General features: G+C 69.0%; 15 protein-coding genes. 12 read left to right on the plus strand and 3 right to left on the minus strand.

The genetic code is table 11. From position 1 onward, the window contains the following. Window position 1 precedes the first annotated feature (1 nt). From ACO2Q1_RS11430 to ACO2Q1_RS11465, 8 genes are read left to right on the plus strand one after another with little or no spacing between them, the layout of a single operon-like run. On the plus strand, window positions 2-823 hold the full coding sequence (locus tag ACO2Q1_RS11430; RefSeq protein ID WP_423329591.1) for a TIGR00730 family Rossman fold protein: 822 nt from the start codon (window positions 2-4) through the stop codon (window positions 821-823). Window positions 824-839: 16 nt separating this feature from the next. After that, window positions 840-1,427 (plus strand): orotate phosphoribosyltransferase, encoded by a 588-nt coding sequence (gene pyrE, locus ACO2Q1_RS11435; RefSeq protein WP_423329592.1) that lies wholly within the window; start codon window positions 840-842, stop codon window positions 1,425-1,427. A gap of 1 nt (window position 1,428) precedes the next feature. After that, on the plus strand, window positions 1,429-2,205 hold the full coding sequence (locus ACO2Q1_RS11440) for a pyridoxine 5'-phosphate synthase (protein ID WP_423329593.1): 777 nt from the start codon (window positions 1,429-1,431) through the stop codon (window positions 2,203-2,205). Beyond that, window positions 2,202-2,603: a holo-ACP synthase gene (gene acpS / locus ACO2Q1_RS11445; RefSeq protein ID WP_423329594.1), complete on the plus strand. Its 402-nt coding sequence runs from the start codon at window positions 2,202-2,204 to the stop codon at window positions 2,601-2,603. The genes ACO2Q1_RS11440 and acpS overlap by 4 nt, the downstream gene beginning before the upstream one ends. Window positions 2,604-2,660: 57 nt before the next feature. Further along, a complete protein-coding gene (lepB, locus tag ACO2Q1_RS11450; protein WP_423329595.1) occupies window positions 2,661-3,587 on the plus strand; it encodes a signal peptidase I in 927 nt (308 codons plus the stop codon). Continuing rightward, window positions 3,584-4,300, plus strand: coding sequence for a ribonuclease III (gene rnc, locus ACO2Q1_RS11455; protein WP_423329596.1), 717 nt, complete (start codon window positions 3,584-3,586; stop codon window positions 4,298-4,300). Before lepB ends, rnc begins: the two co-directional genes overlap by 4 nt. After that, on the plus strand, window positions 4,297-5,253 hold the full coding sequence (gene era, locus ACO2Q1_RS11460; RefSeq protein WP_423329597.1) for a GTPase Era: 957 nt from the start codon (window positions 4,297-4,299) through the stop codon (window positions 5,251-5,253). Before rnc ends, era begins: the two co-directional genes overlap by 4 nt. Further along, window positions 5,253-6,515, plus strand: coding sequence for a serine hydrolase domain-containing protein (locus tag ACO2Q1_RS11465; RefSeq protein WP_423329598.1), 1,263 nt, complete (start codon window positions 5,253-5,255; stop codon window positions 6,513-6,515). The genes era and ACO2Q1_RS11465 overlap by 1 nt, the downstream gene beginning before the upstream one ends. 6 nt (window positions 6,516-6,521) lie before the next feature. Here the strand turns inward: ACO2Q1_RS11465 and ACO2Q1_RS11470 are convergent, their stop codons facing one another. After that, the gene (locus tag ACO2Q1_RS11470; protein ID WP_423329599.1) at window positions 6,522-7,301 is read right to left on the minus strand and encodes an NAD kinase; all 780 of its coding nucleotides are present in this window, start codon (window positions 7,299-7,301) and stop codon (window positions 6,522-6,524) included. A 31-nt stretch (window positions 7,302-7,332) separates the two neighbouring features. After that, a complete protein-coding gene (locus ACO2Q1_RS11475; RefSeq protein ID WP_423329600.1) occupies window positions 7,333-8,478 on the minus strand; it encodes a DUF2336 domain-containing protein in 1,146 nt (381 codons plus the stop codon). A 180-nt stretch (window positions 8,479-8,658) separates the two neighbouring features. On the opposite strand from ACO2Q1_RS11475, the gene ACO2Q1_RS11480 reads away from it, so the two are divergent. Together ACO2Q1_RS11480 and ACO2Q1_RS11485 are read left to right on the plus strand one after the other, a co-directional pair. Further along, a complete protein-coding gene (locus ACO2Q1_RS11480) occupies window positions 8,659-9,423 on the plus strand; it encodes a class II aldolase/adducin family protein (protein ID WP_423329601.1) in 765 nt (254 codons plus the stop codon). Continuing rightward, window positions 9,420-10,223 carry a hypothetical protein gene (locus ACO2Q1_RS11485; RefSeq protein ID WP_423329602.1) on the plus strand — a complete coding sequence of 268 codons (804 nt, stop codon included), beginning with the start codon at window positions 9,420-9,422 and terminating at the stop codon, window positions 10,221-10,223. Before ACO2Q1_RS11480 ends, ACO2Q1_RS11485 begins: the two co-directional genes overlap by 4 nt. Before the next feature lie 3 nt (window positions 10,224-10,226). Here the strand turns inward: ACO2Q1_RS11485 and ACO2Q1_RS11490 are convergent, their stop codons facing one another. Continuing rightward, on the minus strand, window positions 10,227-10,730 hold the full coding sequence (locus ACO2Q1_RS11490; RefSeq protein WP_423329603.1) for a c-type cytochrome: 504 nt from the start codon (window positions 10,728-10,730) through the stop codon (window positions 10,227-10,229). 183 nt (window positions 10,731-10,913) lie between these two features. Between ACO2Q1_RS11490 and ACO2Q1_RS11495 the strand changes: the two genes are divergently transcribed. Further along, the gene (locus ACO2Q1_RS11495) at window positions 10,914-11,186 is read left to right on the plus strand and encodes a FeoA family protein (RefSeq protein ID WP_423329604.1); all 273 of its coding nucleotides are present in this window, start codon (window positions 10,914-10,916) and stop codon (window positions 11,184-11,186) included. After that, window positions 11,186-13,069: a ferrous iron transporter B gene (gene feoB, locus ACO2Q1_RS11500; RefSeq protein WP_423329605.1), complete on the plus strand. Its 1,884-nt coding sequence runs from the start codon at window positions 11,186-11,188 to the stop codon at window positions 13,067-13,069. Before ACO2Q1_RS11495 ends, feoB begins: the two co-directional genes overlap by 1 nt. The last annotated feature ends 153 nt before the right edge of the window (window positions 13,070-13,222 follow it).

Here is a 13,222-nt window from a genome sequence, read left to right on the forward strand (position 1 = left end):
CATGACCGACGTCGCATCTCCCCAACCGCCTCGCTCGAACGCCGACCAGATGGCCTCCCCGTCCTACCGGATGGCGGCGATGGATCAGGACTTCCTGCTGGGCGATTCCATGCGCGGCGTGCGCTTCCTGCTGGAGTACGCCAAGGCCGAGGAGGCGCTCAGGGCCTGGGGCGTGCGCTCGACGATTGTGGTGTTCGGCACGGCGCGGGCGAGGGCGGGGGACGCCGGCCCGCGCGGACGCTGGATCGATCAGGCGAGGGCGTTCGGCCGTCTCGCCTCGGAGCGCGGCGGGGCCCTGCGCGGCGCCGTTGGCGAACCGCGCGACAATGTCATCGCCACCGGCGGCGGTCCCGGCGTGATGGAGGCCGCCAACCAGGGGGCGACCGAGGCCGGGGCGCCGTCGATCGGCTTCAACATCACCCTGCCGCACGAACAGGAGCCGAACGCCTGGTCGACGCCGGACCTGACCTTCCGCTTCCACTATTTCGCGATGCGCAAGATGCATCTGGCGATGCGGGCCAACGCCCTGGTGGTGTTCCCGGGCGGGTTCGGCACGTTCGACGAACTGTTCGAGATACTGACCCTGCGCCAGACGGAAAAGGCGCCGCCCATCCCCATCGTCCTGTTCGACGAATCGTATTGGCGATCGGTCGTCAATTTCGACGCCCTGGTCGAGCACGGCATGATCTCTGCCGATAATCTGAAACTGTTCGCCTTCGCCGACGACGCCGAAGGGGTGTGGGCGCGCTTGCTGGAGGGCGGGCTGCGACCGGGTGAAAACATCGATCAGAACAGTCCCGACCCTTCATCCGACTCTCGATAGGCAGTATGCGATCGCCATGACCTCCGATGATGTTCTCGACGAATTCCGCGGCGCCGGCGCCCTGCGCGAAGGCCATTTCGTGCTGTCCTCCGGGCTGCACAGTCCCGTCTTCCTGCAGAAGAACCTGGTGTTCATGGACGGAGAGCGTTGCGCCCGGCTGTGCAAGGCCTTGGCGGAGAAGGTGACGGCGGCGGTCGGGCCGGTGGACGTGGCCATCTCCCCGGCCGTGGGCGGGATCATCCCCGGCTATGAGACGGCGAAACACCTTGGCGTCCGCTCCATGTATGTCGAGCGCGAGGGCGGCGAGTTCAAACTGCGGCGCGGCTTCCATGTCGAGCCGGGCGAAAAGGTGGTCATGGTCGAGGACATCGTCACCACCGGCCTGTCGTCGCGCGAATGCATCGCCGCCATCCAGAAGGCGGGCGGGATCGTGGTCGCCGCCGCCTGCATCGTCGATCGCTCCGGCGGCCGGGCCGATGTCGGCGTGCCCCTGATCGCCCTGGCGACGCTGGATGTGCCGGCCTATCCCGCCGACGCCCTGCCGCCCGAACTGGCCGCTCTGCCGGTCGAGGATCCGGGCAGCCGGCGGTTGAGCGGAGCTTGAGTTGTCGAAGCCACTGAGACTCGGCGTCAACATCGACCACGTCGCGACGGTGCGGAACGCGCGGGGCGGCCTGTATCCGGACCCTGTCCGGGCGGCGCAGGAAGCTCTGGCCGCAGGGGCGGACGGCATCACCGCCCATCTGCGCGAGGATCGCCGCCATATCTCGGACAGCGACATCGACCGCCTGTCGGCGCTGTTGAACGCCGAGGCGCGCCCGCTGAATCTAGAGATGGCGGTCACGCAGGAGATGCTGACCATCGCCCTGCATCACCGCCCGCACGCCGTCTGCCTGGTGCCTGAGAAGCGCGAGGAGAGAACGACCGAGGGCGGCCTGGACGTCGTCGCCGGGCACAACTGGGTCACGCCCTTCGTCAGCAGACTGAACGAGGCGGGGTCGCGCGTGTCCCTGTTCATCGGCGCCGATCCGGCCCAGATCGAGGCCGCGCACCGCACGGGCGCCGCCGTCGTCGAACTGCATACCGGCGCCTATTGCGACGCCGTGCGCGAGGGACGTCCGGAGGAGGCCGATCGCGAGATGGCCGCCCTCGCCGCCGGCGCCGCCCAGGCCGCCGCCCTGGGGCTGGAGGTCCACGCCGGACACGGCATCGACTACGACACGGTCACGGCCGTGGCGGCCATACCGGAGCTGATGGAACTGAACATCGGCCACTTCCTGATCGGCGAGGCCATCTTCGTGGGCCTCGGCCCGTCGATCCGCCGCATGCGCGATCTGATGGACGCCGCCCGGGCCGGCGACGGGCGGGAGGGCGAGGCGTGATCATCGGCGTCGGCGCGGACCTGTCGGACATCCGCCGCATTCAGGCGTCGCTCGACCGCTTCGGCGATCGCTTCAAGTACCGCTGCTTCACAGAAATCGAGCGTACGCGGTCGGACCGCAAGCCCGACGCCGCCTGGAGCTACGCCAAACGGTTCGCCGCCAAGGAGGCCTGCGCCAAGGCCCTGGGCACCGGCATGCGGCGCGACGTCTACTGGCGCGACATGGGGGTGGTGAACCTGCCTTCGGGCCAGCCGACCCTGGCGCTGACAGGCCCGGCGCTGGCGCACCTGCGCCGCCTGACGCCGCCGGGACATGAGGCGAAAATCCACCTGACTCTCAGCGACGAACACCCCTATGCGCTCGCCTTCGTGGTGATCGAGGCCTTGCCGCTGGCCTGATCAGACTATAGTCGGGCCGAACGCGCCGGATTCCGGCGGAAACGGACACGCCGAACGATGAGCGACGACAAGAATTCCACCGACGCCGGGACCGCGCCGGACGCGACCCCCTCTGTGGAGCCGTCGCCGAAGTCCGATCGCCGCCCGATCTGGAGTGACGACGGCGACGCCCCGTTCGAGGACGGCCCGCGCGGCGAACCCATCCCCAAGGCGGCCCGCGTCAAGGATGAGCCGGAGCCCCGCTCGGCCGCCAGCGAGACGGTCGAGGTGGTGAAGACCGTGGTCTTCGCCCTGCTGATCGCCTTCGTGCTGCGTGTGCTGCTGTTCCAGCCCTTCACCATCCCCTCGGCGTCGATGGAGCCGAACCTCTACGAGGGCGACTACATCGTCGTCTCCAAGTGGTCCTACGGCTATTCGAAGTATTCCAGCGGCCTGCCGATCAACCTGCCGCTGGGCGAGGGACGCGTGCTCGGCCGCGATCCGAACCGCGGCGACATCGTCGTGTTCAAGCTGCCGCGCGACAACAAGACCGACTACATCAAGCGCGTGATCGGCCTGCCCGGCGACACGGTGCAGATGATCGCCAACCAGCTCTACATCAACGGCCAGCCGGTGCAGGACGCCGAGGTCCGTTCGACCCAGGTGGTCGATGCCTTCGGCCCGCGCGGCGCGACGATCTCGCGTGAGACCCTGCCGAACGGCAAGACCTTCACCACCCAGGACTTCGGTCCGGGCGGCGATCTGGACGACACTCCGGTCTATACCGTGCCCGAGGGCCACTATTTCATGATGGGCGACAATCGCGACAATTCGATCGACAGCCGGGTGGAGCGCTCCGCCGGGGTCGGCCTGGTTCCGGCCGAGAACCTGGTCGGCAAGGCGCAGATCATCATGTTCTCGTGGCAGCCCGGCGCATCGCTGTTCAACCCGGTCAGCTGGTTCACCAAGGTCCGGCCCAGCCGCTTCTTCCGCATCCTGGAATGACCACCAACGGTCGCGCCGAAGCTGCGGCCGAACTGGTCCGCCGGCTCGGTCACGACTTCCGGAACCGGGCCCTGCTGGACCGGGCCCTGACCCATGCCAGCGTGGGCGAGGGGGTTCAGCCCCAGACCCACAACGCGCCGCGCGACAACGAGCGGCTGGAATTCCTGGGCGACCGCGTCCTGGGATTGCTGGTCGCCGAGCGCCTGCACCGCGATTTCCCCGAGGCCGACGAGGGCGCCCTGTCGTCGCGGCTTCACGCCCTGGTCGACAAGACGGCCTGCGCCCGCGTCGGCGCCGCGCTCGGCGTCGGCTCGGCGCTCAGGCTTTCGCCGGGTGAGACCAAGAGCGGCGGCCGCCGCAAGGACGGGCTGATTGCCGACGCGGTCGAGGCCCTGCTGGCCGCCGTCTATCTGGACGCCGGGATCGAGGCGGCGCGCGAGGTGTTCGACCGCGCCTGGGCCGAGGAGTTCGCACGGCCCGCCGATCGCTCGGTCGCCAATCCCAAGTCCGCGCTCCAGGAATGGGCCCAGGCGCAGGGTCGGCCGCTGCCGGCCTATCGAATCGTAGCAAGATCAGGCAGCGATCACGCCCCGACCTTCACCGTCGAGGTCGCGGTCGAAGGCTATGCCCCCGCCGAATCCCAGGGCCGATCGCGCCAGGAGGCGGAAAAGGCGGCCGCTATCGCCATGTTGCAACGGGAAGGCGTCCTTTGACCGAGACCCCCACGACCGAGAACCAGCGCGCCGGTTTCGCCGCCATCATCGGCGCGCCCAACGCCGGCAAGTCGACCCTGGTCAACCGCCTGACGGGGACCAAGGTCTCCATCGTCACCCAGAAGGTCCAGACCACCCGGTTCCCGGTGCGCGGCATCGCCATGCAGGGCGACGCCCAGATCGTTCTGGTCGATACGCCAGGGGTCTTCACCCCGCGTCGCCGTCTGGACCGCGCCATGGTCGCCTCGGCCTGGGCGGGGGCGGAAGACGCCGACGTGGTCGTCCATCTGATCGACGCCGCCTCCCATATCGCCTCCGAAGGCAAGGACGGTTCGGCCGCCGACCGGCGCTCGGCCGAGGACACCGAGACCATCATCGCCAATCTAAAGGCGACGGGGACGAGGGTCATCCTGGCCCTGAACAAGATCGACGGCATGCGCCGCGACACCCTGTTGGCCCTGTCCCAGACGCTGTTCGAGACGGGCGTCTATTCCGAGGTCTTCATGATCTCGGCGCTCAGCGGCGACGGCGTCGAGGATCTCAAGACGCGCCTGGCCCTGGCCATGCCCGCCGGTCCCTGGCTCTATCCCGAGGATCAGTCGGCCGATGTGCCGCTCCGCGTCCTGGCCGCAGAGATCACGCGCGAGAAGGTCTATCTGCGCGTCCACGAGGAACTGCCCTATTCGGCGGCCGTCGAAACCACGGCCTTCGACGAAAAGGGCGACGGCTCGGTCCGTATCGAGCAGACCATCTATGTCGAGCGCGAGAGCCAGCGTCCCATCGTCCTGGGCAAGGGCGGTCAGACGCTGAAATGGATCGGCCAGAAGTCGCGCGAGGAACTGAACGTCCTGCTCGACCGGCCGGTGCACCTGTTCCTGACCGTCAAGGTCGACGCGCGTTGGCAGGACAGCCGCGCCCTCTACGCCCAGTTCGGTCTGGACTACGACGTCTGATGGCGGTCTGGCGGCGTCGCGGGGTCCTGGCCGGGGCGGTCGCCGCCCTGGTGCTGGCGGGCGCCCTGGGCGGGGCCTTCGCCCTGCGCGCCGACCGCGCGACGGCGACGGCCAGCCAGGCCGGTCCCGAAGGCGTTTCCGCCTCTGAGCCTCCGCGCGTCGTCGAGGCCCTGCCCCTGCTCAAGGCGCGGCTGGACGCCAATCCGAACGCCTTCATGGGGGCCGTGCTCGTCGCCCGCGGCGACCAGATCCTGTTCCGTCAGGTCTATGGCATGGCGGACATCCAGAACGCCGTGCCGCTTCGCGTCGGCAGCCGGTTTCGTCTCGCCTCGATCAGCAAGCAGTTCACCGCGGCCGCGATCCTGAAGCTTCAGGACGAGGGGCGTCTGAAGACCGGCGACAAGGTTTGCGCCTGGATCCAGCCGTGCCCCGAGGCCTGGGCCGATCTGACCATCGCGCATCTGATCTCGCATACTTCGGGCATTCCAGACGTCATGCAACGTCCGGGCTGGGGCCTGCGCCGGGTCACCCCGACCAACCTCACGGAATTGACAGAAGATTCAAAGCTCTATCCGCTTCGGTCGATCCCCGGTGAGAAGCTCGCCTACAACAACGCCGGCTTCAACCTGGCCGCCGACATCGTCGAGCGGGCGTCCGGCGTGCCCTACGCCGACTATCTGAAGGCGACCTTCTTCCTGCCGCTGGGCATGACCGACACGGGCCTAGGCGATACCCCGGACGACGGCAAACCGATCGTCGTCGGCTACGCCAATCTGCGCGAGGGGCTGATCCCCCAGAACCGCCCGAACGTCAGCGTCGTGGAGGGCGCCGGCGCCCTCTATTCCACCCTGGACGACGTGCTGAAATGGCAGCGCGCCCTGCACGGCGGCAAGCTGCTGTCGGCGGCCGCCTATGCCGAGATGACCGCGAACCATGCGCCGCCCGTCCGGCCGGACGAGACGCGCAATCCGGATCGCCACTGGGGCTATGGCCTGTTCATCATGCCGCTGGGCACAGAGGTCGAACCCGCCTTCACCGATCGTCAGATCTATCACACGGGCAGTTGGTCCGGCTTCCGCAACCTGGCCACCTACCAGCCGGACAGCGACGTCACCGTGATCGTCCTGTCCAACAGCTACTACCAGCGCGAGGAGGTTCTGCTCATCACCCAGCAGGCCCTGGCCGAGGTGCTGGGACGTCAGATCCCCGAACGACTGAAGCCCCGCGAACCCGCCGGCGCGGTCCCGGCCGGCGCGCGCTGACCGGGCTCAGCTGGCGAACTGCTCGGCCAGCACCCGCTCCTCGAACGACTTCCCGGCGTCGAACAGCATGGTCAGGGCGACGTCCCGGCGCTCATGCACCTGCACGCGGCTGACCCGTCGCACCTCCAGGCTGTCGGCCACGGCGCTGACCGGCCGCTTGTCGGCCTCGAGAACCTCGAACGTCACCCGCGCCTGATGCGGCAACAGGGCGCCGCGCCATCGACGCGGACGGAAGGCGCTGATCGGCGTCAGGGCCAGAACCTTGGAATCCAGCGGAATGATCGGGCCGTGCGCCGAAAGATTATAGGCCGTCGATCCCGCCGGCGTGGCGACCAGACACCCGTCGCAGGTCAGCTCGTCCAGCCTCACCTTGTCGTCGACGCGGATCCTCAGCTTGGCGCTCTGGCGCGTCTGGCGCAGCAGGGACACCTCGTTGATGGCCAGGCCGCTGACCACGTCGCCGGCCTCGCCCCAGGCGTCCATCTGCAGCGGGTGGATGACGGCCCGGCCCGCCGCCGCGATCCGCGCCGGCAGGTCGTCCTCGTCGTAGTCGTTCATCAGAAAGCCGACCGAGCCCCGGTTCATGCCGTACACAGGCGTGCGTCGCTTCAGATCCGAATGCAGGGTTTCCAGCATGAAGCCGTCGCCGCCCAGGGCCACGATCACGTCCGCCTCCTCGATAGGAACCGACCCGTAAAGTTTGGCCAGGCGCGCCCGCGAAAACTGGGCTTCGGGCCGTTCGCTGGCGGTGAAGGCGAGAGCCGGGGAGGCGGGCAGGTTCGTCATTGCCCAACGCAAGCCGAGCCTTGGCCCGATGTCAAACGGTCGCCGCCGGCGACGCCTCCATCAGCACGCGGAATCCATAGCCGGCCTCGACCGGCGACAGCACGCGGCCCGACAGGTCCGGCGGCGCTTCGTCGCCCGGCAAACCGGCCGTCAGCTGCCGCATCTCCTTCAGCACGGTCGGAAACACAGCCCGATCGATCCCCACTCCGGCGCAGGCCAGAAACAGGGCGTCGGCCGAGGGCCGGCGGACCGCGCTGCGGATCTGTGAGAGCGGGTGGCCGCTCAGGCTGGCCAGGGCGTGTTCGAACAGGCCCAGCTGCTTCTCCCGCACCGCCCGGATCAGGAAGCCGGCGCGGAGTTGCCCGGACGTCGCCAGCTTGTCGACCAGCCGGCGGTCCATTTCGTCCCGATCGCCCGCGCCCGCGCTGCTGGGGGACAGCAGCACCGTCATCGCCGGTCTCGGACGATCCACGGCGCTCTCGATCGCGGCGGCGATGGCGGGTGCGAGGGCGGGGCCGGCGTCCGCGAAACGGCCCTGCAGCTCCTGGCGCAGGGTTTCTCCGACCAGGCTGAACAGGGTCTGGGCCAGGCGGCGATTCAGGCGTGGGTGGCGGGCCAGGGGCACGCGCAAGGCCGCCATCCGGCGCGCCTCCTCGATCATGCGCTGCAGGCCGCCCTCGCTGATCTCGGCGCTGGCGTTGTCCGCCAGGGCCGCCATCGGACCGGGCTGTCCGCCCTCGATCACGGCGTCGGCGACACGGGCGCTGATCCTCGGCCGTCGGGCCACCTCGATCTGGTGTTCCAGGGTGGCTTCGGCCAGCACGCGCAACAGGTCTTCGTCGCGCATCAGGGGGCTGCGCGCGATCACGGGCCGGGCGATATCGATCTCGTCCAGCATCAGCAGTTCGATCAGGCTGTGCGGCGCCCAGGCGGCCTCGGCCAGGTTTTCCGCCAAGGTCTGGCGAATGTCGCGCTCGGCGTCCGAAATCAGTTTCAGGAAGATGTCGCCCAGCATGGGCTCGGCGGCCGCGCCGGGCGGACGGGCCTTGCACAGGGCGACCACCCCCATCATCAGCCGTGTCCGGTCGTCGCCGGACCGACTGGCCGCCAGCCCCAGCAGATCGGCGGGGCCGATCGCGGTCGTCTCAGGGCTCTCGGACATCGGCAGGGCGGCCAAAACAGGCTCCAGCGCAGGGATTTGCAGCCTTTGCCGCAGGGTGCGCCCGCGATGGTGAAGGCAGGGTTAACGAATGCTGAACCGCTTAACATTTCGCAGCGGCTTGACGGCAGGCCCCGCCCGGCGCGACGTTATCAACGTAAACCGCCCGGAGAGGCGCATCTTCGGAGGAGAAGCCCCATGGCCGACGGCGCCGATCTATCGCTAAAGTCCCGCGTGTCCGAGGCCGAATGGCAGGCGCGGGTCGATCTCGCCGCCCTGTACCGCCTCGTCGCCCTGCACGGCTGGGACGACATGATCTTCACCCACATCTCGGCCCGGGTCCCCGGACCGGAGCATCATTTCCTGATCAATCCCTACGGCTGGTATTTCGAGGAGATCACGGCGTCGTCTCTGGTGAAGGTCGATCTGCAGGGTCAGATCGTTCAGGAGACCCAGAACTTCATCAATCCGGCCGGCTTCACCATCCATTCGGCGGTCCATGCGGCGCGCGAAGACGCCCACTTCGTCATCCACCTGCATACGGTGGCGGGCGTCGGCGTCGCCGCCCAGAAGGAAGGCCTGCTGCCCATCGGCCAGAACGCCTGCCTGATCCAGCATCAGGTGGCCTATCACGGTTACGAGGGACTGGCCCTCAACCCCGACGAAAAGGAACGGCTGGTGGCAGATCTCGGCGACAAGCCTCTGATGCTGCTGCGCAATCACGGCACCTTGGCGGTCGGCCAGACGGCGGCGGCGGCCTGGGTCGGCATGTTCTTCCTCGAGCGCGCCTGCGCCCAGCAGGTCGCGGCCCTGTCGACGGGTCGTGACGGCGTCCTGTTCGCCCCGGACGCGGCCCAGGAGGAGACCAAGGGCCAAGGCGGCGGCCTGTCGTTCATTTCGGCCCTCGCCTGGCCGGGCGCCCTGCGCATGCTCGACCGCCGTTCTCCAGGTTACGACGCTTGAGGTCGGGCGCGGCGATCCTTCTGGTCGTCGCGCCGATCATCGGCGTTGGGCTCCTGGCCGCAGACGCCCGCGCGGGCGCCTGGGTGCAGCCCAGGGGCAAGGGCCAGGCGATCCTCAAGCTGGAGCAGATGCGGGCGGACCAGGGCTATGGCCCCTCCGGCGAGGCCGTCGTTTTGCCTGCGCCGCGCCGCGACACTTCCGCCGGGGTCTTCGCCGAATACGGCCTGACGGAGCGCCTGACGCTTCAGCTCAAGGGCGACTGGCAGCAGGGGCGGGATTTTTTCGTCGACTATGAGGGGCGCGGACCCGTCGAGGTCGGTCTGACCTGGCAGGTCGCCCGCACCGACAAATGGGCGGTCAGTGTCTATGGCGGGTACGCACAAGGCGGGGAGGGGCGCAACGCCGGCTACGCCGCCCCTGGCCAGGGCGATCAGGACTGGGAGGCCAGGGCGTCGGTCGGCCGCAGCTTCTCCGGCGGCGATGGACGGTTCGCGGCGTCGGGTCGTTTCCTCGAACTGCAGACGGCGCGTCGATTCCGGCAGGGTCTGCCGGACGAGACCCGCATCGACCTGACCTGGGGCAGCCACTATGGACCGGACTGGATGATCCTGGCTCAGGCCTTCGCGGGTCAGGCCGACGACGATCAGGGACGGCCCGGCGCCCGCTGGCTGGCCGTCGAAACCTCGGCTGTCCGGCGGTTCGGGGACTGGAGCGTCCAGGCCGGCTGGCGCAGCACCGTCGCGGGCCGCGAGACGCCGGTCGCCAACGGCCCCGTCATCGCGATCTGGCGTCGATTCTGAGGCTCAGGGCGCGGCCGGCCGCACCGCCGTCTCGATGCTCAGATAGGCGACCAGATCGCGCCGGTCGGCAGGGTCGGGCAGGCCGGGATAGGCCATCTTGTTGCCCGGCAGGAAGGTGCGCGGGTTCTCCAGCCAGTGATCGATCCGGTCCGCGTCCCAGGCGAATCCGGCCCCGCGCACCGCCTTGGAATAGTTGAATCCCGGATGCGCGCCAGCCTGGCGACCCATGACGCCGTACAGGTTGGGGCCCGTCATGTTCGGTCCGTTCGGCGTCAGGGTGTGGCACGACCGGCAGCGCGCGAAGGCGGCCCGTCCGTTGTCCAGATCCGCCTGCGCATAGGGCGCCGGCAGGGCGGTCAGCATCGTCGCCCGCTCGGCGTCGGTCAGAGGCGGCGGCGTCGGCGTCGGCGCGACGGGACCGGCCGACTGCGGCTGCGGCTGGCCGCACCCTTGCAGGACGGCGACGGCCAGGGCGGCCAGGGCGGCCAGGACGAACGAATGACGCATGGACGGCGGCCTCCCTCGGGCCGCCCCGTGATAAAGCAAGCCGCCGCCCGGGCAAGTTGGACGGAATGTCCGCCTGCGACCTTGCGCCCGAAAGCGGCACTGGACCTGTTGCTGTCGCACCTGATAATCACTCACACCAAATCGGAGCGAGGCCGAAACGCCCGCCCGCCAGAGTGAGCATTCATGGCCAGGACCATCAGATTGAGCGAGGCGCGCCTCGGTGATCGCGGCGTCATCGTCGAAGTCGGCGACCATTGTCACCATCAGGCCGAGGCCGTCGATCTGGAACGTCGCCTGCTCGAACTGGGCTTTGTCGAAGGCGCGCAGGTCGAACTGCTGCACCAGGGCCTGTTCGGCGCCGACCCCATCGCCATCAAGGTGGACGACATGCGCGTGGCGCTGCGCCGTCATGAAGCCGCCAGCCTGACCATCGAACTGGCCGAGGTCGCGGCCTGATGGACGTCGCGCTCCGCACCGCTCGCGTCGCCCTGGTCGGCAATCCCAACAGCGGCAAGACCGCTCTGTTCAACGTCCTGACCGGCGCCCACCAGAAGGTCGCCAACTACGCCGGCGTGACCGTCGAGCGGAAGGAGGGCTTCGTGCGCGGCGCCGCCGGCCGCACCCTGTCCGTGCTCGACCTGCCCGGCACCTATTCCCTGCGCGCCCGCAGTCCCGACGAAGAGGTCACCCGCGACGCCGTCCTGGGCCGTCTGGCGGGCGAGCCCACGCCGGACGCCATCGTCTGCGTCGCCGACGCCACCAACCTGCGGCTGGTGCTGCGCCTGATCCTGGAGCTGAAGCAGGTCGGCCGGCCGATGGTGCTGGCGCTGAACATGTTCGACATCGCCGAACGCCAGGGCCAGCGGATCGATCTGGACAAACTCTCGGCTGAACTCGGCGTGCCGATCGTGACCACCACCGCCACCCGGCGTCGCGGGATCGACGATCTGGTCGCGGCGATGGAAACCGCCGTCGCTCACACGGATGCGGGCCTGCCGTCGGCCTGGCGGGCGCCCGAAGCCTCGGATATCCGCTCCGCCCACCGCGAGGCGGAACGCATCCTCAAGGCCACGGTCCGTCCGCCGGAACGCCCCGACACCGTGACCGGCCGCATCGATTCGGTGCTGCTGCATCCGGTCGGCGGCCTGGTCATCCTGCTGGGCCTGCTGTTCGTGATGTTCCAGGCCGTCTTCACCTGGGCGACCCCGGCCATGGACGGCATCGAGGCCGGCTTCGGCTTGCTGGGCGAATGGATCGGCGCCGTCGTGCCCAATGAACTGCTGCGCAGCCTGCTGGTGGACGGGATCATCGCCGGTGTCGGCGGCGTGCTGGTCTTCCTGCCGCAGATCGTGATCCTGTTCGCCTTCATCATCCTGCTGGAAGACTTCGGCTACATGGCCCGGGCCGCCTTCCTGATGGACCGGATCATGGGCGGCGCCGGTCTGCACGGCCGGGCCTTCATCCCGCTGCTGTCCAGCTTCGCCTGCGCCATTCCGGGGGTCATGGCCGCGCGCGTGATCGATTCCAAACGCGACCGGCTGACCACCATCCTGGTGGCGCCGCTGATGACCTGCTCGGCGCGCATCCCGGTCTATACGCTCATCATCGCCGCCCTGATCCCCAACGAGCGCGTCTGGGGCTGGGTCAGCCTGCAGGGGCTGGTGATGTTCGGCCTGTACGCCCTCGGCATCCTCAGCGCCCTGATCGTCTCCTTCGTCATCCGCAAGGTGTTATGGCGCGGGGCGGTCGAGCCCTTCATGATGGAGCTCCCGGCCTACAAGACGCCGCACCTGCGATCGGTGCTGATGAACCTGTGGCTGCGCGCCCGCATCTTCATCGAGCGCGCAGGGCGGATCATCCTGCCGCTGATGATCGTGGTCTGGGCCGCCGGCACCTTCCCCTATCCGCCGGAAGGGGCGACCGGACCGGCCATCGACTACAGCTTCGCCGGCATGCTGGGCCATGCGCTGGAGCCGATCTTCCGACCCATCGGCTTCACCTGGGAGATGGTGATCGCCCTCATCCCCGGCATGGCGGCGCGCGAGGTGGCTGTCGCCGCCCTCGGCTCGGTCTATTCCATCGCCGATCCCGAGGCGATCGACAGCGGCCTGGCCGCCCTGATCGGCGCGCGCTGGTCCCTGGCCACCGGCCTGTCCTTCCTCGCCTGGTATGTGTTCGCGCCGCAGTGCGTCGCCACCCTCGGCGTGGTCAAGCGCGAGACCAACAGCGCCAAGTGGATGTGGATCATGATCGGCTACATGTTCGGCCTGGCCTATCTCGCCGCCTTCGTGACCTACCACGTCGCCGTGGCCCTTGGCGGAGGCACGGTCGGGGGCTAAGCCTTCACCGCCTTCGTCACCCTCGGGCTTGTCCCGAGGGCCCATGGTCAGCTTGGATTCGGACCCCGCCGCCGGACGGGGGCGGGGATAGCCCGGCATCGGGTCAGGCGGCGCCATGGGTCCTCGGGCCAAGCCCGAGGATGACGGTGATCA

Origin of the sequence: Brevundimonas sp. VNH65, assembly GCF_049445955.1 — a bacterium.
GTDB lineage: Bacteria > Pseudomonadota > Alphaproteobacteria > Caulobacterales > Caulobacteraceae > Brevundimonas.

Excerpts from the sequence above, each read along its gene's own strand:
- ACO2Q1_RS11430 (WP_423329591.1), top strand. The coding sequence starts at position 2 with ATGACCGACGTCGCATCTCCCCAACCGCCTCGCTCGAACGCCGACCAG.
- pyrE (WP_423329592.1), top strand. The coding sequence starts at position 840 with ATGACCTCCGATGATGTTCTCGACGAATTCCGCGGCGCCGGCGCCCTG.
- lepB (WP_423329595.1), top strand. The coding sequence starts at position 2,661 with ATGAGCGACGACAAGAATTCCACCGACGCCGGGACCGCGCCGGACGCG.
- rnc (WP_423329596.1), top strand. The coding sequence starts at position 3,584 with ATGACCACCAACGGTCGCGCCGAAGCTGCGGCCGAACTGGTCCGCCGG.
- ACO2Q1_RS11465 (WP_423329598.1), top strand. The coding sequence starts at position 5,253 with ATGGCGGTCTGGCGGCGTCGCGGGGTCCTGGCCGGGGCGGTCGCCGCC.
- ACO2Q1_RS11470 (WP_423329599.1), bottom strand. The coding sequence starts at position 7,301 with ATGACGAACCTGCCCGCCTCCCCGGCTCTCGCCTTCACCGCCAGCGAA.
- ACO2Q1_RS11480 (WP_423329601.1), top strand. The coding sequence starts at position 8,659 with ATGGCCGACGGCGCCGATCTATCGCTAAAGTCCCGCGTGTCCGAGGCC.
- ACO2Q1_RS11490 (WP_423329603.1), bottom strand. The coding sequence starts at position 10,730 with ATGCGTCATTCGTTCGTCCTGGCCGCCCTGGCCGCCCTGGCCGTCGCC.
- ACO2Q1_RS11495 (WP_423329604.1), top strand. The coding sequence starts at position 10,914 with ATGGCCAGGACCATCAGATTGAGCGAGGCGCGCCTCGGTGATCGCGGC.
- feoB (WP_423329605.1), top strand. The coding sequence starts at position 11,186 with ATGGACGTCGCGCTCCGCACCGCTCGCGTCGCCCTGGTCGGCAATCCC.